The 20,382-nt window shown below is 41.0% G+C and carries 19 protein-coding genes and 1 tRNA gene; 10 read left to right on the forward strand and 10 right to left on the reverse strand.

Annotated elements, in window-relative coordinates; translation table 11 throughout:
- The first annotated feature begins 644 nt into the window (after window positions 1-644).
- The 6 genes from sppA to NBH14_RS05935 all read left to right on the forward strand — a co-directional run bounded on the left by sppA (window position 645) and on the right by NBH14_RS05935 (window position 5,977).
- Complete coding sequence (sppA, locus tag NBH14_RS05910) at window positions 645-2,411, forward strand: signal peptide peptidase SppA (protein ID WP_186958153.1); 1,767 nt, start codon at window positions 645-647, stop codon at window positions 2,409-2,411.
- A gap of 6 nt (window positions 2,412-2,417) precedes the next feature.
- Window positions 2,418-3,518: a tetraacyldisaccharide 4'-kinase gene (lpxK, locus tag NBH14_RS05915; protein WP_186958154.1), complete on the forward strand. Its 1,101-nt coding sequence runs from the start codon at window positions 2,418-2,420 to the stop codon at window positions 3,516-3,518.
- 7 nt (window positions 3,519-3,525) lie between these two features.
- The gene (gene thiL / locus NBH14_RS05920; protein WP_186958155.1) at window positions 3,526-4,557 is read left to right on the forward strand and encodes a thiamine-phosphate kinase; all 1,032 of its coding nucleotides are present in this window, start codon (window positions 3,526-3,528) and stop codon (window positions 4,555-4,557) included.
- A 76-nt stretch (window positions 4,558-4,633) separates the two neighbouring features.
- Window positions 4,634-4,706: transfer RNA gene (locus NBH14_RS05925), tRNA-Phe, on the forward strand.
- A gap of 170 nt (window positions 4,707-4,876) precedes the next feature.
- Complete coding sequence (locus NBH14_RS05930; protein WP_255502234.1) at window positions 4,877-5,002, forward strand: Arm DNA-binding domain-containing protein; 126 nt, start codon at window positions 4,877-4,879, stop codon at window positions 5,000-5,002.
- Between the two features lie 12 nt (window positions 5,003-5,014).
- Window positions 5,015-5,977 (forward strand): alpha/beta hydrolase, encoded by a 963-nt coding sequence (locus NBH14_RS05935; protein ID WP_186958157.1) that lies wholly within the window; start codon window positions 5,015-5,017, stop codon window positions 5,975-5,977.
- A gap of 201 nt (window positions 5,978-6,178) precedes the next feature.
- Here the strand turns inward: NBH14_RS05935 and NBH14_RS05940 are convergent, their stop codons facing one another.
- The 5 genes from NBH14_RS05940 to NBH14_RS05960 all read right to left on the reverse strand — a co-directional run bounded on the left by NBH14_RS05940 (window position 6,179) and on the right by NBH14_RS05960 (window position 9,770).
- Entirely contained in the window at window positions 6,179-7,180 is a 1,002-nt protein-coding gene (locus tag NBH14_RS05940; protein ID WP_186958158.1) for an aldo/keto reductase, read from the reverse strand.
- Window positions 7,181-7,260: 80 nt separating this feature from the next.
- Window positions 7,261-8,166: a helix-turn-helix domain-containing protein gene (locus tag NBH14_RS05945; protein WP_128133633.1), complete on the reverse strand. Its 906-nt coding sequence runs from the start codon at window positions 8,164-8,166 to the stop codon at window positions 7,261-7,263.
- 49 nt (window positions 8,167-8,215) lie between these two features.
- Window positions 8,216-8,617, reverse strand: coding sequence for a cupin domain-containing protein (locus NBH14_RS05950; protein WP_233566966.1), 402 nt, complete (start codon window positions 8,615-8,617; stop codon window positions 8,216-8,218).
- A gap of 45 nt (window positions 8,618-8,662) precedes the next feature.
- The gene (locus tag NBH14_RS05955) at window positions 8,663-9,232 is read right to left on the reverse strand and encodes a Crp/Fnr family transcriptional regulator (protein WP_128133634.1); all 570 of its coding nucleotides are present in this window, start codon (window positions 9,230-9,232) and stop codon (window positions 8,663-8,665) included.
- A gap of 28 nt (window positions 9,233-9,260) precedes the next feature.
- Window positions 9,261-9,770 carry a nitroreductase family protein gene (locus NBH14_RS05960; RefSeq protein WP_186958159.1) on the reverse strand — a complete coding sequence of 170 codons (510 nt, stop codon included), beginning with the start codon at window positions 9,768-9,770 and terminating at the stop codon, window positions 9,261-9,263.
- Window positions 9,771-9,903: 133 nt separating this feature from the next.
- On the opposite strand from NBH14_RS05960, the gene NBH14_RS05965 reads away from it, so the two are divergent.
- Both NBH14_RS05965 and NBH14_RS05970 read left to right on the forward strand, forming a co-directional pair.
- A complete protein-coding gene (locus NBH14_RS05965) occupies window positions 9,904-10,398 on the forward strand; it encodes a cupin domain-containing protein (RefSeq protein WP_186958160.1) in 495 nt (164 codons plus the stop codon).
- Window positions 10,395-11,192 (forward strand): LuxR C-terminal-related transcriptional regulator, encoded by a 798-nt coding sequence (locus NBH14_RS05970; protein ID WP_186958377.1) that lies wholly within the window; start codon window positions 10,395-10,397, stop codon window positions 11,190-11,192. The genes NBH14_RS05965 and NBH14_RS05970 overlap by 4 nt, the downstream gene beginning before the upstream one ends.
- Here NBH14_RS05970 and NBH14_RS05975 read toward each other — a convergent pair.
- The gene (locus NBH14_RS05975; RefSeq protein WP_186958161.1) at window positions 11,164-11,748 is read right to left on the reverse strand and encodes a phosphoglycerate mutase family protein; all 585 of its coding nucleotides are present in this window, start codon (window positions 11,746-11,748) and stop codon (window positions 11,164-11,166) included. The two genes, NBH14_RS05970 and NBH14_RS05975, sit on opposite strands and share 29 nt — an antisense overlap.
- A gap of 135 nt (window positions 11,749-11,883) precedes the next feature.
- On the opposite strand from NBH14_RS05975, the gene NBH14_RS05980 reads away from it, so the two are divergent.
- Window positions 11,884-13,959, forward strand: a complete 2,076-nt coding sequence (locus NBH14_RS05980) for a HelD family protein (protein WP_186958162.1) — start codon at window positions 11,884-11,886, stop codon at window positions 13,957-13,959.
- On the opposite strand, the gene NBH14_RS05985 is transcribed toward NBH14_RS05980, so the two are convergent.
- Entirely contained in the window at window positions 13,946-14,365 is a 420-nt protein-coding gene (locus NBH14_RS05985; protein WP_128133640.1) for a pyridoxamine 5'-phosphate oxidase family protein, read from the reverse strand. The genes NBH14_RS05980 and NBH14_RS05985 overlap by 14 nt on opposite strands.
- A 90-nt stretch (window positions 14,366-14,455) precedes the next feature.
- Window positions 14,456-15,370 carry a helix-turn-helix domain-containing protein gene (locus NBH14_RS05990; protein WP_186958163.1) on the reverse strand — a complete coding sequence of 305 codons (915 nt, stop codon included), beginning with the start codon at window positions 15,368-15,370 and terminating at the stop codon, window positions 14,456-14,458.
- Window positions 15,371-15,596: 226 nt separating this feature from the next.
- Between NBH14_RS05990 and NBH14_RS05995 the strand changes: the two genes are divergently transcribed.
- The gene (locus tag NBH14_RS05995; protein ID WP_186958164.1) at window positions 15,597-17,765 is read left to right on the forward strand and encodes an ATP-binding protein; all 2,169 of its coding nucleotides are present in this window, start codon (window positions 15,597-15,599) and stop codon (window positions 17,763-17,765) included.
- On the opposite strand, the gene NBH14_RS06000 is transcribed toward NBH14_RS05995, so the two are convergent.
- Together NBH14_RS06000 and NBH14_RS06005 are read right to left on the reverse strand one after the other, a co-directional pair.
- Window positions 17,762-18,388, reverse strand: coding sequence for a YMGG-like glycine zipper-containing protein (locus NBH14_RS06000; protein ID WP_010800380.1), 627 nt, complete (start codon window positions 18,386-18,388; stop codon window positions 17,762-17,764). The two genes, NBH14_RS05995 and NBH14_RS06000, sit on opposite strands and share 4 nt — an antisense overlap.
- Window positions 18,389-18,504: 116 nt before the next feature.
- Window positions 18,505-20,334 (reverse strand): DNA polymerase III subunit gamma/tau, encoded by a 1,830-nt coding sequence (locus tag NBH14_RS06005; RefSeq protein ID WP_186958165.1) that lies wholly within the window; start codon window positions 20,332-20,334, stop codon window positions 18,505-18,507.
- Window positions 20,335-20,382 lie beyond the last annotated feature (48 nt).

Here is a 20,382-nt window from a genome sequence, read left to right on the forward strand (position 1 = left end):
TTTTCGAGTCGCTGTGGCGGTTGGAATTTTGCTTAGAACCTCTAACCTCATCCCCTTTCCCCAGGTTACCTCTTTCATCATGTTGGTGCGCCGTTCTCTCTCGAATGCGGGTGCAAAAGTAGTCGATTACTATATACACTCCAAACTTTTTACAAACTATTTTTCATTTATTTTTTAACCGGAGACAATGTTATATAATGTACGCACAAAGAAAGAGAAAATTATGCATCTGACTTTCCGCTTATCTTATAATGAATGAAACCTCGCTTTGGAAAAGTTAGTTTCTCGCTTGGAATATTTAATCGTTCGATATCTATTCTCTATTCGTTCGACAATTGTCTAATGAATAGAGAACGCCTGTTTAATGAATAGAGAATGATTGTCGAACGATTAATTATTCCCACAGAAAGAATAGTTATAACATTGGGAGATTTGCAGGGAGGTCGGGGAAAACTCAGAAAAAAGATATATAAATAGGATCTGTTTACTTCTCTTACCCCAGTTACAATAAATAGTAATAGAGTCTATACCAAAGTTCTAACAGCAAAGAGACATATCTCCCGAAATAATTCAAGGCAAAAGAATGGTTAGTATCAATAAGTTAACTATATTTGCTGTCTGATAAAAACTTACGAAATATAGATATGAAACAATTTTTTAAAATGATGTTCGCCTCAGCACTAGGTGTTTTTGTTGCTGTTGGCCTGATTTCCATTGTATTTGTATTCACTCTGATTGGTATTGCAGCCAGTGTAGGCAGTACTCCTGATTACACCCCAAAAAGCAATACCGTATATAAATTAACGCTTGAAGGAAACCTCTCCGACAATACCGAAGAAAACCCAATCGCTATGCTGATGGGTGAAACAGATAAGTCTCTTTCATTAAAAGATATTCTTTCCTCTATCCAGACTGCCAAAGAAAACAAAAACATTAAAGGCATATATATAGAAGCAAAAAGTCTTAGCACCGGCTCTGCCAGCCTAGAGGCCATACGCAGAGCATTGAATGATTTCAAAGAAAGCGGAAAATTCATTATTGCTTATTCTGATAATTATACGCAGGGTTGCTATTATCTATGTTCTGTTGCCGATAAAGTCTTCCTGAATCCACAAGGTACGTTAGGACTTGTCGGAATGGCTTCACAAACGATGTTCTATAAAGATTTATTAAAAAAGGTCGGCGTAGAAATGATGATATTTAAAGTCGGAACTTACAAGGGCGCTGTTGAACCGTTCATGCTCGACAAACTAAGTGACGCCAATCGTGAACAAATCCAATCATATATAAGTACCATTTGGGACAATGTAACCAACGGCATTGCCGAATCCAGAAAAATCCCGGTTGCCGACATCAATAGCTTTGCCAATCAAGGCTATGCTTTCTCTGCGGCCGAAAAAGCTGTCGAATGCGGCCTGATTGATGAATTGAAATACCGTCCCGAAGCCGAAGAATTCGTAAAAGAGCTGGCCGGACAAAGCGACAAACGCCTACAGACTGCCAGCCTTTCAAATATGAAAAGCATCAAAACCATCAGTCGTGAAAAGGCAGACCGTATAGCAATCCTGTATGCAGAAGGCGAAATCAAACCCGAAACTCCCTCTTCACCTTATAATACGGAACAGGCTATTACGGAGAAAGTAGCTTCCGAACTCATCAAGTTAAAAAATGATGAAAACGTAAAAGCCGTTGTTTTCCGTGTCAACTCACCAGGTGGAAGTGCCTTCGTATCCGAACAAATCTGGCGCCAGGTCATTGAATTGAAAAAAGTAAAACCGATTGTTGTTTCCATGGGCGATGTAGCCGCCTCGGGAGGTTACTATATTTCGTGTGCCGCCAGCAAAATTGTAGCTGAACCCAACACGCTTACCGGTTCTATCGGTATTTTCGGTATTTTCCCGAACGTAACGGGTTTATTCGATAAACTGTCGCTTACTACCGATATTGTAAAAACAAATACATACGCAGATTTGGGAGACATGAGCCGTCCGATGCGTGAAGACGAAAAAGTCCTGATTCAATCATTTGTTGAGAGAGGATATGACACATTCATTACCCGTTGCGCCGATGGCCGCGATATGAGCAAGGAAGCAATCAACGAAATAGGGCAAGGACGCGTTTGGACCGGCGAACAAGCAAAAGAACGTGGACTGGTTGACGAACTCGGAGGTATAGATAAGGCTATCGAGACTGCCGCCTCTTTAGCCGACCTGACTGATTACAGCCTGACTTATGTTTCCGGTTCCAAAGATTTCTGGAAAGAATTCATCGAAAAACAACTCGGTGAAGTAAAAGTTTCTGTTGTAAAAAGTGTATTGGGCGAAGAATATGAGTACTTCAAAACACTGAATAATATCAAATCGACAACCGGAGTCCAGGCGCGACTTCCTTATGATGTTAAACCATTATAATCCGAGATGCCGACAGAAAACGACATAAAAATACACTCTCTGCTTTCTCCCTTTTCCTTCCTGTATGGAATAGGAGTCCGGTTCCGCAATCAGCTGTTCGACTGGCGACTGCTGTCTTCGGAGTCATATCCTATACCTATTATATGCATTGGGAATCTGGCTGTGGGAGGAACAGGGAAAACACCTCATACCGAATATATCATCCGTTTATTAAAGGATGATTACAGGATAGCCGTACTCAGCCGGGGATATAAACGAAAATCTTCCGGTTTTATCCTGGCAAACGAGCAGAGCACAAGCCACGAGATTGGTGACGAACCTTATCAGATGAAACATAAGTTTCCCGATATTCTCGTGGCCGTAGATGCCGACCGTCGCGAAGGTATCGGCAAACTGCTGGCACTTCCTGAAGAACAGCGTCCGCAAGTCATCCTTCTTGACGATGCCTATCAGCACCGCTACGTCGCCCCTTCATTCTCTATCGTCCTGACTGACTACCATCGTTTGTTCTACAACGACAAGCTACTCCCCGCCGGCCGCCTGCGTGAACCTATCTGCGGAATACGCCGGGCAGACATGGTTATCGTCACCAAATGCGAGGAGGATATGAAACCTATCGAGTACCGCATCATTGAAGAAAACATGAAGTTGCTGGCCCACCAGTCCATCCACTTCACACATATCGCTTACGATGAAATTAAACCGGTATTCGGGAATCAGGGCAAACCGCTCAGCCGGAAAGACATTCAAAAAGAAGACGAACTGCTGGTTATATCCGGCATCGCTTCTCCCGAAGGGTTCATCAAAGAAGTCGGAAAGTTTTCCGACAAGGTAACGCCGCTGATTTTTCCGGACCATCATGCCTTCGAAAAATCCGATATACGACGCATTAAAAATACCTTTGATAAAATGAAGTCATCCGCCAAATACATTCTGGTTACAGAAAAAGATGCCGCCCGGCTATTGGATAATCCGCATATTCCGGAAGATTGGAAAACGTGCATGTATTATTTGCCGATTACCATCGAATTCTGCCTGGACAAGAAATTTGACGATGAAATCAAAAAACATATAACAACTTTCCATAAAGATAATTTGTTACGATAAATAAAAGATGAGCAAAAGAACAGAAATTGCAACATTAGGCGAATTTGGTTTAATCCGCCACCTTACAGAAAAGATAGAGTTAAAAAACGAAAGTACAGTAAAAGGCGTTGGCGATGATGCCGCAGTACTAGACTATAAGGAAAAGCAGGTATTGGTAACAACCGACCTTTTACTTGAAGGCATTCACTTCGACCTGACGTATGTTCCGCTAAAACACCTGGGATATAAATCTGCAGTCGTCAACTTCTCCGATATTTATGCAATGAACGGAAAACCGAAACAGATAACGGTCTCCCTCGGTATATCCAAACGTTTTTCGGTAGAAGAACTGGAAGAATTCTATTCGGGTCTCCAACTGGCCTGTGATATTTATGGAGTTGACATTGTAGGTGGTGATACTTCCGCATCTTTGACCGGCCTGTGCATCAGCATTACATGTATCGGTGAAGGTGAAAAAGAAAAAATAGTCACCCGCAGCGGAGCAAAAGATACCGACCTTGTCTGCGTATCCGGAGACCTGGGAGCCGCCTATATGGGTTTGCAGTTGCTTGAAAGAGAAAAAAGGGTATTTAAAGGAGAAAAAGAATTTACCCCCGACTTCACCGGCAAGGAATATCTACTGGAACGCCAGTTAAAACCGGAAGCCCGCAAAGACATCATCGAGTTGCTTGACAAAGCCGGTATTGTTCCTACCTCCATGATGGACATTTCGGACGGCCTTTCTTCCGAATTACTTCATATATCAAAGCAAAGCAATGTAGGTTGCCGTATCTATGAAGATCGCATTCCTATCGACTACCAGACAGCAGCTATGGCAGAGCAGTTCAACATGAATTTATCGACGGCAGCCCTGAATGGCGGCGAAGATTATGAGCTTTTGTTCACCGTCCCTCTAACCGCCCACGACAAAGTTTCTGAGATAAAAGGAGTTAAAGTCATCGGTCACATTACCCGTCCCGAACTGGGCAATTATCTGGTAGGCCGTGACGGTGGAGAAGTTGAACTGAAAGCCCAGGGCTGGAATTCACTTAATGAATAATTTTTATCATTTTTTCCACCAAACTATTGCATATTAAAAAAAAGTCCGTATCTTTGCACCCGTTAAACAAAACAACGGTGCCATAGCTCAGTTGGTAGAGCAAAGGACTGAAAATCCTTGTGTCCCCGGTTCGATTCCTGGTGGCACCACTGAAAATCAAGCAGTTACAATCAAAAGTAACTGCTTTTTTTGTGTCTTTTCGGTGGTTTTTTCCTTCAAATCCCATTATTTTCTGTGTTTTTTGTGGTCTGTTTACAGAGGCATGTAAACCATGAGTGCTACAATTAGTATCGTATGTCACAAATACGAATCACCTTTAATGATTAGAATCTGTAAAGATAGAAAAATGAAGTATGAAAGCATTGGAGTCTCACTTGAACCTAGATATTGGTTTATAATGTATGATTTTAATATAATTCTTATATCTTTGTTGTTGAATATTTGAAACTAATCTACCATGAAAAAATGTATTTTATTTTTATTCGTTGCCACCCTCCTATTCTCGTGTTCCAAACCTAAAACTCCCTTAAAGACAGGAGAGATAGAGAAGCAAAGCTATATCTTTTCCATCAAAGGGACAGATACCTTGCGGCTTGACAAATATGATATTCCTTCCCAAAGGGTAGATAAACCCTGTGTACTTTTCGTCTTTGGCGGAGGTTTTGTAGGAGGTTCCCGGACATATGAAGCAAATATTGATTATTTTGAGAAGCTGGCCGAAAGAGGATATGTTGCCATCGGCATCGATTATCGTTTGGGATTGAAAGATGTTAAGAACAAAGATATATCCGGGCCCGATGAGATTACCGGATTATTGATACATGCGATTCATATAGCTGTCGAAGATTTGTTCGACGCCACCAATTTTGTATACAATCATGCTGCCGAATGGGGAATTGATAAGAATAAGATTATAGCCAATGGGTCGAGTGCCGGGGCCGTAACCGTATTACAGGGAGAATATATGATAAGCCATAAAGCCGAACTGACAAAACGATTGCCAGAGGGCTTTCGCTATGGAGGCATTATTGCTTTCGCCGGCGCTATTGCTAGTGAAAACGGCGACTTGACCTGGCCGGTAAAACCGACTCCTATCCAGCTTTTCCATGGAGATGCCGATAAGAATGTCCCTTTTGATAAGGCTGTATATGGAAATGCGGGATTGTATGGTTCGAAATATATTGCTAAACAATTAGACGAGATGCAGGCGCCCTATTTCTTTTTTGAAGTAGAAAATGTAGCACATGAAATGGCCGAGTCGCCTATGAAAAATAATCTGGACGAGATTACGACCTTTATAGAGAAGTATGTCGTAAAGCAAAAGCAATTTATCATCAACACCAAAGAAGAGATGATAGGGAGTCCTGAATTGAAGAAGGACTTCGACTTTATGGATTACATCCAAACCAACTATCAGTAATAGGTTATGCTCCTCCGCGAGCAGTTCCTTTATAATTGGTTTGTTCCTAAGAGAAGTTCTCTTTCTTGAATCAGCTCGTGCCCTTGTAATGAGATTATCAAATACAATTTCCGAGAGATTTCATCTTTGAGGAGTTTGGAAATTACGTTTTGTCGGTATCCGAAGAAGGCATCCTTTTCAGACACCTTCTAAACGTACAGGCTATTTATTTACAAATTCAAAATCATACTTATTGTATCTATCTCCAATATTAGGGTATTTCTGTACAAGTTGCTTTATCTCTGTCATATCCTCTTCCGACAACTCGATATTAGCAGCCTGTACATTTTTTTCTAAATATTTCATACGTTTCGTACCTGGTATGGGTACAATATTTTCACCTTGCGCTAATAACCAAGCCAAAGCAAGCTGAGCAGGAGTAATGTTTTTACTTTTCGCAATAGTTGCCAGTCCGGTAGCTAAATTGCGGTTATTCTCCCAATGTTCACTATTATAACGAGGTAAATGCTTTCGAAAATCATTTTCTCCTAAAGCATTAACATCAATGGTATTAGTGACCAATCCTCTGCCTAGTGGAGAAAACGGAACTAGAGTTATTCCCAATTCTTTAGTTAAGGGTAGCATCTCTTTTTCCACATCACGGGTTAATAAGGAATACTCACTTTCAACGGCTGATATAGGATGAACAGCATAAGCTCTCCGCAATGATTCGGATGAACATTCGCTTAATCCTAAATAACGCACTTTCCCCTCTCTCACCAGTTCAGCCATAGCACCAACGGTTTCTTCAACTGGTATTGCCGGGTCTATCCGATGTGCATAGTATAAGTCTATGGCTTCAATATTCAACCTTTTCAAACTGCTTTCTACTGCTTGTCTCATATATTTAGGAGATGCATCCACATAACTCTCGCCACCGGTAAACACACTGCCTTGATTATTACGTAAACGGAAACCGAATTTCGTTGCAATAAAAATCTGATTTCTTCTTTCACCCAGTACCTTAGATAGTAATCGCTCATTAGCACCATTGCCATACACATCAGCTGTATCCCAAAAGTTGACACCAAGCTCCAATGCACGGTACAATGTTTTGATGCTTTCTTTTTCATCGGCTACTCCATACGCAGCACTCATCCCCATGCAACCTAATCCGATAGCGGACAGATTCTCTCCTGTTTTACCTAATTTTCTGTACTTCATAATTCATATTTCTAGTCGGCACAAAATTAGGGAGAGGCATTCTGATTGAATGATACAATTCAAAGCATCATTTGCACAAATCAAATAATTGCCTGTTCTCTGATTTCACTAGGGGATTTACCGGTATGCTTACGATAAAATTTACTGAAATAAGAGACCGTTTCGAATCCCAAACTATACGCTATTTCTGATATAGAAAGATTACTGTGTAACAAATATTGCGTACATTCTTTGGTAATTCTTTCCGCAATCATCTCAGAGGTTGTTTTTCCTGTCGTATCTTTAACTACTTTATTTAAATGATTAATATGCACAGACAGGCGGTTTGCATAATCGGCAGGAGTACGTAAATTTAATATCGCGTGCGGATAATCAACCGGGAATTGCCTGTCTAACAATTCTATGAATAATTCAGTAATACGCTGTGAAGCATTCGGGAACGACTCATACTGATTGAAATCTTGCATTTTCAAGGCTGTATGTATCAACAAATGAAGGTAGCATCGCAACACATCAGACTTATTTACATAGTCGGATTGGTTTTCTTCCTGCATCTGCATGTATATATCCAGTACTTTATCAACTTGTGTATCATCCAAAAAGAAAACTTTATCTCCTGTTATTTTAAACAATGGAGTATTGGCTAACGAACCGTTTTTTTCTTCCGACTGCACAAACTGTTCATTGAAAATGCAAAACATTCCTTTCTGTTCTTCGCTGATTGATTCCCAAGCATAAGGAACCAAAGGATTGGAAAACAACAATGCAGGCCGGTTTACCAAAATCCATTTATCTGCATAATATAGTTTTCCCACACCTATAATCAATGTAATTTTATAAAACTCCCTATAACTGAATTGCACTGTTCCAAAATTACATTGCCGGGAGAAAATATTAAAATAGGGTTTCTCCTTAGAATAGGTAGCATCCGGTTGAGAGGTACGAAGCTGTATCCTTTTATAGAATTGCGAAATACTTTCAGGCATAATAACGAGTATTTATTGCAAAATAAACAATTATTATTCAATGGACAGCTTACTTTGCAGGTAATAACACTATTAAATCCTCACACTCTTCGATTAAATAGTATGCAATGAAAACTAAAGATTCAGAATCTGATGCATTATCAAAATGCAGTATCGGCTTATTCTTAGGTTCGTAAAATGCTTCCCCACCTGTTAGCAATTGAGGTTTTTCTCCTTCAACCTGGAACAATAAAGTACCTGAAACAACATGCCCCACAACTGAGCAAGGATGTAAATGATACTCAGCCTTTCCACTTTGCGGAATAACGACTCTTTTAATTTCGACTTTTGATAAACCTTGCTTTTCCTTCAATTGAATAGAAAGAAGATTGGTTCTTGCTACGTTATTCTTTTCCATACTTGTGCAACAATTTAAAATGATTAATACAATGAATACTGCTATCTTATTCATGATAGATTTGTTTGCTGCAAAGATAGGACAGAGCAAGAGCTTATTTCATTGACCTATGTTAAGAGATTTAAGACGGCTCAAGGATTCAGGTTTTATTCCAAGATATGATGCTATATGATATTGTGATACATGTTGTTCTATATTAGGATAAGTTTGTAGAAGTAATTTATATCTGTCTAAAGCGTTATCCATAAACAATGATGTCTCTTTCCTGCATTTTTTAATAAAGAGAGTGTCTGCTATATATTTTCCCAATTTATACCACTCATTCGAGGCTTGTAGTAATTGGTCATAATTAGTTTTAGATAAACAATATATAACCGAGTCTTCCAATGCCTGTATGCTTCCTACACTTGCCTCTTTAGTTAGAAAACTTCTATAAGATGTGATAAATGAACCTTCAAAATAAAAGTCACTGATATAATCGTCTCCTTCCTTTTCTATGTAAGAGCGTAAAACTCCCGATTCCACAAAGCCTATAAATCTACAGATTTGTCCCTGATGCAATAAATAGTCTTTCCGCTTCAAAAAAACTTTATCGCATGTATCTATCAGCCTTCCATATAAATCGGACGATAGACCAACTTCATTGATTAGAAAGTTCTCTAATATCATATTTTATCTATGCCGCAACGCCCCCCATTTAATACACCGTTACTATTTCCCCCCTCTCCTTTCGAGTTGAGAAACGTTCGGGTTGTTCTGCGATATATCCCAATGGTATAATCGCTACCGGATATTTTTCAGCAGGCAATTGAAAGTTCGTTCTAAGTAAGTCCAAATCAAAGTTACAAACCCAGCAACTACCTAACCCCATTTCTGTAGCAGCAAGACAAATATGTTCTGTTGCAATGGCGGCGTCGATGTCTGCATGATTTTTATTATCAGACTTCCGTACCCAGGCTTCTGATTTATCAGCACATACCACGATATAGACTGGCGCTTTTGCAAACCATTCCCTATTATAACATTGCTGTACCTTCTTTTTCTGTTCTTCACTGATTACGACCATGAAATGCCACGGTTGATAATTTACCGCAGAAGGAGCTAAGCGGGCACATTCAATAATATAATCTATCTTATCCTGCTCGACCTTATCCGACTTATAATTTCTTGCTGAAAAGCGTTTCTTTGTTAGTTCTAAAAAGTCCATACCTTCGCTGTTTTTAATATTTGGAGTAAAATATCTGTAAAATTACGCTTTACAAACTATATTTGCTACATGAATAGAGAAAATTTGTAATAACTTCACCCTTTTAAAAACAAAATCACTAAAAGACAAAATCATGGCTACAATTTTAAAATCAAACGACAGAAACTTTCAGGAAAATCCGAACAGGATTGAGCCTTTCAAATTATTCACAGACATCTCCAGAATCCAAAAAGGAGTGAAACCGGAAAATTTAAATTTCGACTTGCGGCAACTGAATCCCGGACAATACTGCTCTGCGTACCATTTCCACCGATATGCAGAAGAATTATTCTTAATAATCTCCGGTTCTGCCACCCTAAGAACACCCAAAGGGTTAGAAGCCGTAAGCAGCGGCGATTTGATTTTTTTTGAAAAAGGTGAAACCGGAGCACATCAATTATACAATCACACGACAGAACCCTGTGTATACCTTGATATAAGGACATTTATCGGACACGACATTTGCGAATATCCGGATTCCGATAAAATATATCTTGTTCCGTCAGGTGAGATATTCAATAAATCCGCCCAATCCGCTTATTTTGACGGAGAAGAAAATCCCCAGGAGAAATGGAGGGAACTTCAATGAAGCCAGACAATATCACCCGCGAAGAATTATGGGCCAGACAAAACCTATCAGCTACCGGCATCGATTACGCCGTTTGGGAACGCGATAAAACCATGCTCCTGCAAATGGCGAAAATAAATCGTACCTGTACCTTCGTTGTCGATGTCTACAAATGCAGATATGCTTTCGCATCTTCTAACTTTTCCGACTTGCTGGGATATGACAACCATAAAATTGCCACTCTCGAAAAACAGGGCGACTATCTGGAATCACGTATCCATCCGGACGACCGCCAGCAACTGGAGGCTTTCCAAATCCGGTTGGGAGAATTTATTTACAGCCTCCCTGCCGCAGAACGCAACAACTATTGTAATATTTACAGTTTCCGTGTCCGTAACATCCGTCAGCAATACGTACGTGTCATCAGTAAACATCAGGTAATGGAGCAGGACGCAACAGGAAAAGCATGGCTTATATTAGGGAATATGGACATTTCACCCAACCAGGAAGAAACAAATGGGGTAGATTGTACCGTCCTCAACCTCAGAAACGGAGAGATGTTCTCCCCTTCCCTCCCGGCCTGTCAACAGCCTGTTCTCACTCCGCGGGAAACGGAGATATTACATCTTATCCAGGAAGGACTGCTAAGTAAGGAAATCGCTCATAAACTATGCATCAGTATCCATACGGTGAATATCCACCGTCAGAACCTGTTACATAAATTAGGAGTTCAAAACTCCATCGAAGCTATAAATGCCGGATTGGAATCAGGACTGTTAAACCGGTTTACGGCATCCACTCCACCACACCGGTAACCGGATATTGTTTCCTCCACTCCTCAAATTCAGTATAACTCCGCACACCGTCACGGATAACGGCCTGATAATACTCCACTCCCATGACCTTTTCCGTTACAGGTGTTTCAAATTTCAGTTGCAGGATAGCCCGTCTTGTTTCATCCGTCAGAACAGCAGCGATTCGCCTGGCTACCTTTTCAAAATAACCGTCATATCGGGAACCTTTTCGGATATGAATCATATCTATCTGCCAAAGTTCACCCTCCGGTTCCTGAAACCAGGCATGCCACTCCACGCACTCTTCAACCGTATGTAACAAGTTCGCACACTCTATTTTTTTGACAGACGGATTCTCCGCCATTTTTGCCATCGCCCGGAAACTGTCTGATAATTCCAACGGAGAGGTATAAATATGAAAATCAATATCCCGGTGCGTCATCAGTAACCCCGTACTTAAGGAACCAACCAGATTGATTTCAGCCCCTACGCTTTCCCAGGCGGGGATAACGCCGCTGTCCTCCACTACTTTCCAGGCCCGCTGCTGATTCAGCCGTGCTATATCGAGAATATCCATTTTTGTATTTTTAATGTGCAGCAAAAGTATGAAAAAGGCCGGAGATATAGTTATAAATCACTATTTAATAGCCGGGCCGGTTCATGTAACTTTGCCCGTCCTTTTCAATCATTTTAATATAACAACAAGACAGCTATGGCATTCAACGAAACAGAAAAACAGGAAAAAGAATATTTACAAAAGATACTCAGTATCATACACGCTACGATTAACAATACCGACAAATCAGTTAAAGACCATGTAGACACCCTGCAAGAATACAAGGATTATTTATGGTCTAACAAAGACATAGACCCGCACGAGATTCGTTCCATGCGCGAAAGTATCCTGAATCATTTCGCATTGGGAGAAAACGTCATCGATAAACGCAAACGGTTAGGCCAGATTCTCGATATTCCCTATTTCGGACGGATAGATTTCAAAGAAAAGAAAGACGGCAGCCCAACCACACCTGTTTATATTGGAATACACACATTCTACGACTCCATAAGCAGGACCAATCTGATATACGACTGGAGAGCCCCGGTTTCAAGCATGTTTTACGACCATGAACTGGGTGAAGCCTCCTACACCTCCCCGACCGGTGAAGTCAACGGCAAAATATCGCTCAAACGCCAGTACCGCATCCGTAAAGGCCGGATGGAATATATGATTGAAAGTTCCCTCACCGTCCATGACGACATTCTACAGAAAGAACTCAGTGCCAATGCCGACGACAAAATGAAGAATATCGTAACGACTATCCAGCGTGAGCAGAACCAAATTATCCGTAACGAAGAAGCTCCCGTACTTATCATACAAGGAGTAGCCGGTTCCGGTAAAACCTCCATTGCCTTGCATCGTATCGCTTATCTGCTTTACACCCTGAAAGGAAATATTTCTTCCAGGGATATTCTGATTATATCCCCCAATAAAGTCTTTGCCGATTACATATCCAACGTACTACCCGAACTCGGAGAAGAGACAGTTCCTGAAACCAGCATGGAACAAATCCTTTCGGAATTACTCGAAAATAAATATAAATACCGGAATTTCTTCGACCAGGTAACCGAATTGCTGGAAAAACCATCCCGGGATTTTATCGAACGAATACAATACAAGGCATCGTTCGATTTCATTTCCCTGTTGGACAAATTCATCCTCCACATGGAAAACAATTATTTCAAGGCTACAGATGTCCAGCTCACCAGACATATCACCATCCCCGCCGGCTTCATCGAGGAACAGTTCAAACGATTCAACCGTTATCCGATGCGACAACGGTTTGAGACAATGACCGATTACATACTGGATATGATGAAAATCCAATACAACATATCCGTAACCACGTCAGAAAAGAACCTGCTGAAAAAAGAGATAAAAAAGATGTTCGGCGGAAACAACGATCTTCAGGTATATAAAGACTTTTTCAAATGGACCGGGAAACCTGAAATGTTTAAACTGCGCAAAGGCCATATCCTTGAATATGCAGACCTTGCCCCGTTGGCCTACCTGCACATGTCGTTGGACGAAAACACGACATATTCCCATATCAAACATCTCCTGATAGACGAAATGCAGGACTATTCGCCCATTCAATTTAAGGTAATTCAAAAACTTTATCCCTGCCGGAAAACTATTCTCGGCGATGCATGCCAATCGGTAAACCCCTACGGTTCATCGACAGCCGAAATGATTCGCAAAGCATTTGCAGCAGGAGAGGTCATGAAATTATGCAAAAGTTATCGTTCGACCATCGAAATAACCGACTTTGTCCAAAAGATACGCTCTAATGACGAACTGATACCGGTTGTACGTCATGGCAAAAAGCCGGAAATTCTCCGGTTCGGAAATGCAGAAGAAGAAATATCCGCCATCGTTCATTTGGTTTCTGTATTCAGAGAATCAAAATACAATTCATTGGGAATCGTATGCAAAACTGAATTACAGGCAAAAGAAATGGCAGAAAAACTTCAAAAACAAATCGAAGACATATATTTCCTGTCCAGTCAAAGTTCCGCTTTCATAAACGGTACCATCGTCACTTCTTCCCATATGGCTAAAGGGTTGGAGTTTGATGAAGTAATCGTCCCCCAAACCAATAAGACAAATTACTATTCGGAAATCGATAAAAGCATGCTTTATGTGGCAGTAACCCGAGCGATGCATCAATTGACAGTGACATATTCAGGGGAACAAAGTGAATTTATCCGTACGGCTACTCAACACTAAAATCCTCGGATTTGAACCCACTATAATATCTTCCCGAAAAAGCGGTGAATTTCAACACACAATAATCCGGGTCGGTAACACCTTCTTTATAATACATTGTATCTCCCGGCAACCAGATTAATTCTTTGCTTGCCGGGTCGGTCAGGACTTCGATTGTTCCTTTCAGCATCACGCCTTTGAAAAAGCGCCGGTCGCAAAAGTAAATACAGGAACGGTCATTCTCCCTGAACTGAGCCACACGCATGGAAGATGTATTGGTAGTAAAATAAAATGTACGGATTCCTTCCCGTTTACGAGGTTGAAGCATTGCTTTGATATTAGGGAAACCTTCCTCATCAACCGAACCAAGGAATGAAACTGTCTGTTTGTCAACAATATTACCTATCGTCTTTTCCGGATCTCTCATAATTAAACTGTTATTCGTTTATAATAAGGGCAAAAATAGAGTATGAAGCTATCCCAGATGCAACAGTAAACAGGGAGAAAATGTCACTTTTTACGGTTTGTGCATTTTTCTGTATGCCAATGGAGTTTGTCCGGCATGTTGACGGAATGACCGGATAAAATAAGATACAGTTTCATAGTTCAGCTGGGCGGCTATTTCCGAGACGGGTAAATCAGTATAGGTCAGCATCCTTTTGGCCTCTCCCATCACTTTGTTATGAATATATTGTTTGGCACTGACCTGCATGGAGGCCGTAATCATTTCATTCAGGTAATTCGGCGTAATACATAATTGATCAGCATAATAGCTGACTGCACGATGTTCTTTAAAAGACTTGTCGACCCAACGGATAAAGTTAGTAAGATGAAGGCTACGCCCCTTCACTATATCCGTTTTCCCTTCTTCCTCCTTGTATCCCCTGTCAAGGAGCATAAGAACCTCATAAAGCAGTGCCCTCAACACATGGTCACCATTCCTGGAGGACAGACCGATCTCATCCCTAATATTACATATCTGTTGGAAGATACGATCGGAAACTGATTCCGAAAGATGTATTTTTGCCGCAGTTTTATCAGGTTCAAAATAACTGAGATGCTGAACGAACCGCTCGTCTTTGAAAAAAGAGGAAAGAAACTCTTCCTCGAAAATAAGTGCATACCCATTTATAATATGGTCTTTATCCCAATTACGTATCTCCCCCGGCTTTGAAAAAATCACATCACCAGGACAGACGTCATACTGTTGGTTATCAATCGAAAAAGAGCCTGACCCTCCGGTGACAAAAGTAATGTCATAGTAAGTCAGCGTATGCACCGGATTGATATCCAGAAACTTCTTGATGTTTTTCAGTTCGACAACATCCACCAGTAACTCACTACCATACTTGTGCTTATAAAATGTATAGCGGGGTACATAAAGAGCCGCCAGTTCGTCAAGATGATGCGTTGAGCCTTGTTCTATAATCATTGTACAATATTACATTAAGAAAAAGAATGTATTACCCGTTTAATTCATTACGGCAAATATACAGATTTGTTTATTTCGAATTGGACCAAAGCCTGCCCCAATATATAATAATATCTAAAAAGCATTGATTATTGGTGACTTTTATTGCTTGACAGCATCTGAAATATCAAAATAAGCATTTAATTTGCATTCCATATCGAGGGTAATATTCATAGGCTATATTTATATGAAATGCTATATTAAACGATGCGATCCCCATGCGGGAAACCCAATGGTAAAATTCGTTTATTTTATATTGGTAGTAATTCTTTTCTCTATCATATCTCCGGTGAAGGCAGGAAATCCTACCAACAAAGAAGATATAGATTTCATGGTTGACAGTCTGGACAAAGAGCTGGATGCAATGCCCCGTGACTCTTTCTACCTGTATAAAATAGTAGGATTAGAACTCCTTCTGTTCGACTCACCTAGATTTCTATATTATGCAGAATTGAAGGAAAAAGAAGCCAGACGTCAGAACCGGTTCGACTTTGTATGTGAATCATACAGCGACAGGGCACTTTATTACAGTAATCAAAATAACATTGATTCATTCTATTACTGGAAGAACATAATGGATCCGATTGCTTTGGAATTCAAGGAATTCAATTATTATTTCTATCTGTCAAATTCGGAAGTCAATCTTTTATTGCAAAACAAACGTATTCAACAAGCAATTCAGACTGCAAAAAAAATGTATGAGACAGCCAAAGAAAATGAAAGCCTGGAAGGATTGGTTGCGTCAAACATGAGTCTGGGAAATGCCATGTTTGCAGCCAAAAGAAACAAAGAAGCCATAAATTCCCTTGAAACGGCTTTATCCTTAATTCCCGTGAACGAAACCGGCTGGAAAGGCTGGAAAATAAAGACATATCTGGGGCTTATCTCTATTTGCAACAGTATAAACGAATATTCAAAAGGACTGGATTATATCAGACAATATGAAGAATTAATTGAAGAAGTCAGAAAAATACGTGTCGACAACAGCGGGAAAAAAACTTACATGCTAAACGAATGGATGGAGTTGCAGACATGGAAAGCTAATTTCTATATAAAGTTAAAAAAATACGCTGAAGCACAGGTTATTCTCAAAGAGGTAAAGGAAAGCTATCCGGATCTTTCAGAGAAAAATCAGATAGATTATCGTTTGGCTGTAGCCAATTACTACGAAGCAACAGGAAAATACTATGAAGCTTTCAATGAATTCCAGAAGGCTTACCATCATCCCGGCCAAACGACTCCAAATGAAAATCCTGAACTTTTGGAACAAAATGCCAACCTGCTGGCTCATACAGGGGCATTGAATGAAGCGATCAAATCGTATCAGGATTTGAATATCCTGAAAGATTCGCTAAATAATGCTTGGCTAGACTCACAACTGAATGAATTCAGAACGATATACGATACCGATCAATTACAACTGAAAAACAGCGAACTGGAACTAAAGAACAAACATAATTTATTACGGGCAAGTTGGATCATCCTGGCAATGTTGATAGTTACTCTTGTTTTCATATCCATATTTTACTTCCGCCTGGCACGAATCAAAAAGAAACTGCAAAAATCGGAAGACGAACTGAAAAAAGAAAGAGACGAACTCATCATATCAAAAGAGAATTTGAGAATCGCTAAAATAAAAGCGGAAGAAGTAAGAGATATGGCCCTCAAAGTGGAACGCAAAGAATCATTTTTTGCCAACATGAACCACGAAATACGCACACCACTGAATGCAATTGTCGGTTTCTCCAATTTACTGGCATCTGACGAAGATATCAGTGCGGAGGAACGTTCCTTATTTATCAATACGATTAACCAGAACTGCGAATCATTACTAAAATTAATAAATGACATTCTTTACCTCTCGCGAATGGAATCAGGGAAAATGTCTTTCTCTTTAGAAAATTACAACTTATCTGAGTTGATATCTGAAGTATATAGTACACATCAGGTGTCCATTCCCCGGAATCTGGAATTTATAAAATCTGTTCCCGGGAAAGCATTATTTGCACGTGTAGACAAAACCAGACTGAAACAAGTCGTCTCCAACTTCATCAACAATGCAGTGAAGTTCACTCCGGAAGGACATATCAGGATCGGTTATCAACTGGACGAAACAAATCGTGAAATAGTCTTATTTGTAGAAGACACCGGACAGGGCATCCCGGAAGAACACCAGAAAAAGATATTCGAGCGTTTCTACAAAATGGATGACGCCGACAAAGGAACCGGGCTCGGTCTGTCGATCAGTACAATCATTGCCGAAAAACTCGGAGGTCATCTGGATCTCCGCTCAGAAGTAGGAAAAGGAAGTTGTTTCTCAATTGTATTGCCTTACGACGAAAAGCTAAATGCCTAATATCTTCCGGCAGGCAATGTAAAAGTCTCCTTATCCGTCAGATAACCGTCTGAAGATTTCAGGCGGACAGACAGCACTATTTCTCCGGCTTTCAACTTGGGAGAAGCATGCAAGGTGACAGTATAACTGACTCTTTTATGCGGCGGTAATTGACGGATAACAAGAGGTTTTGAAAGTTTCACATATTTGCCTCCCTGTTCAACCTTGATAACAGGCTCAATATTGTAAGCCGTTTGTCTGCCTTCATTCGATAAGATAAACGAGATACGGCAACTTTCTCCTGCATCTACGATCTGGTTGTTATTCCGGTCTTCCAGATAAATATCCTCAATAACCAGATAGGGGACCTGATACTCTCTGGCACTCGCTGTATTCCTGTCACGTTGGTTTTGAGAGGAAGCGGCAGCCGCACCCAGAACTGTTCCTCCGACCGATCCCACAAACGAACCGATCGCTTCTCCGCGATATCCTCCGGCCGCATGCCCGATCACTGCACCGGTAACCGTACCCGCCAACATCCCGACCTGCGAACCCACTATCGTACGCGATGTCGGATCCATTGTCGCACAACCCGTGCCAATCACAGGTATCATCAGAAACAGGAGCCAATTCTTCATTCTCATATCAACATTTTTTATTTATCCGCTAAAATACAAACATTTAGCGGATAAAGGCTGATCAAAAACGTTATAATATTCGTCTAAACAGAAAACCGCCCTTGTTTCATCCGTTGAAAGAATTAATCCAGTGTCAGATTGAACTCGTCTTTCAGTTTTCCCAAGACAGGATTTACGGTCAATAAATGTTCGAACTTCTCGGTTGCCGTATAGGCTAAATGCTTTTCGTTCGTTTCGATAATCCGGACACGCATCTGAATACGGGTATTTCGTAGTTGCGTACGCAAATAATTCAATAAATCCACACAACCATTACTCAGTTCATCCTGCTGACCGGGATTATGCACACCTACTTCAAAGAAATAGTTTTCCTGCAAAACAGGCTTACAGTTGATCATCGTATTCTTCAGATAAACTTTCTTATCGATAATTCCGCTTGTCGCATAAGCATCCCAACAACGCACCAGGTCTTCTTCTGTGAAATGGTTGACCATCTCCTGTACTGTCCGGTTTTCCTGCTGCCCCATCTGGTTCTTCGGTTTTTCCACACCGATTTCCTTCAGTGACGTACCCAAATGTTGCGGACGGGAAGGACGTTTAGGAGGAGTTGCAGCAGGAGGCTGCGGAATAGCTGTTGCCGAAGAAGGCATATTTGAAGTCACTACACGACCATTGTTATTACCCGTATCAGCCGGTTGCTGTGAAGCCGGCAAACCGGGATAATTGGATGGTTGAACTGGCTGACGGACAGGTTGCCCCTGCGGCGAAGCCTGTGTGCCCTGAGAAACAGGCTGTCCAGGAGCACCGGATGCGATCGGTTCAATTACTCCTTTTTTTTTATCGTCGGCCGTCTGCCCTGCATTACTCAGCTGGCAAAGCTGGATAAGCGTCAGTTCCAACAGCAAACGTTTGTTACGGCTGGCACGATAATTCAGATCACAGGTATTAGCCAGTTCGATCGCCTTAAAAAGCAACTGATCCGGACAGCGTTTTGCCATCTCTTTATATCTTTCGCGGATCGAGGCTCCGACTTCAAACAAAATCAGAGTTGCCTCATCCTTACAAACCAGCAAATCACGGAAATGGGCGGCCAACCCGGTAATGATATTCTGCCCGTCAAATCCTTTGCTCAATATTTCATTCAGGATCAGGATAGACGAACGTACATTTCCTGCCAAGATTGCGTCCGTAAGACGGAAATAATATTCGTAATCGAGTACATTCAGATTGTCGATGACAGCCTGATAAGTAATATTGCCATTGGTAAAACTAACTACCTGGTCGAAAATAGACAGAGCATCACGCATACCGCCATCAGCTTTCTGGGCAATTACGTTCAATGCTTCCGGCTCAGCAGTCACATTTTCCAGAGAGGCGACATATTCCAGATGTTCCACCATATCGGCAATCGAGATGCGGGAGAAATCATATATCTGGCAACGCGACAGAATAGTCGGAAGTACTTTATGCTTCTCCGTAGTCGCTAAAATAAACAGGGCATGATGCGGCGGCTCCTCCAACGTTTTCAGGAAGGCGTTGAATGCAGCCGAACTCAACATATGAACCTCATCGATGATGAATACCTTATATTTTCCGATTGCAGGCGGGATACGCACCTGGTCAATCAACGAACGGATATCGTCGACCGAGTTGTTGGATGCAGCATCCAGTTCATGAATATTATAGGAACGCTGTTCATTGAAAGCCTGGCATGATTCACACTCGTTACAAGCCTCACCGTCTGCTGCCGGATTCAGGCAGTTTATTGTCTTCGCAAAGATTCGTGCACACGAAGTCTTCCCGACACCACGCGGTCCGCAGAAAAGGTAGGCATGTGCAAGTTTGTTACTTTGTATTGCATTTTTTAGTGTAGTGGTAAGAGACTTCTGCCCTACAACACTACGGAAGGTTGACGGGCGATATTTTCTTGCCGATACAATATAATTGTCCATTCTTTGCTTTTTTATTAACAACACAAAGATATACAAAATAATTCATTT

Origin of the sequence: Parabacteroides caecihominis, from assembly GCF_023656785.1 — a bacterium.
In the GTDB taxonomy this organism is placed as follows: domain Bacteria; phylum Bacteroidota; class Bacteroidia; order Bacteroidales; family Tannerellaceae; genus Parabacteroides; species Parabacteroides segnis.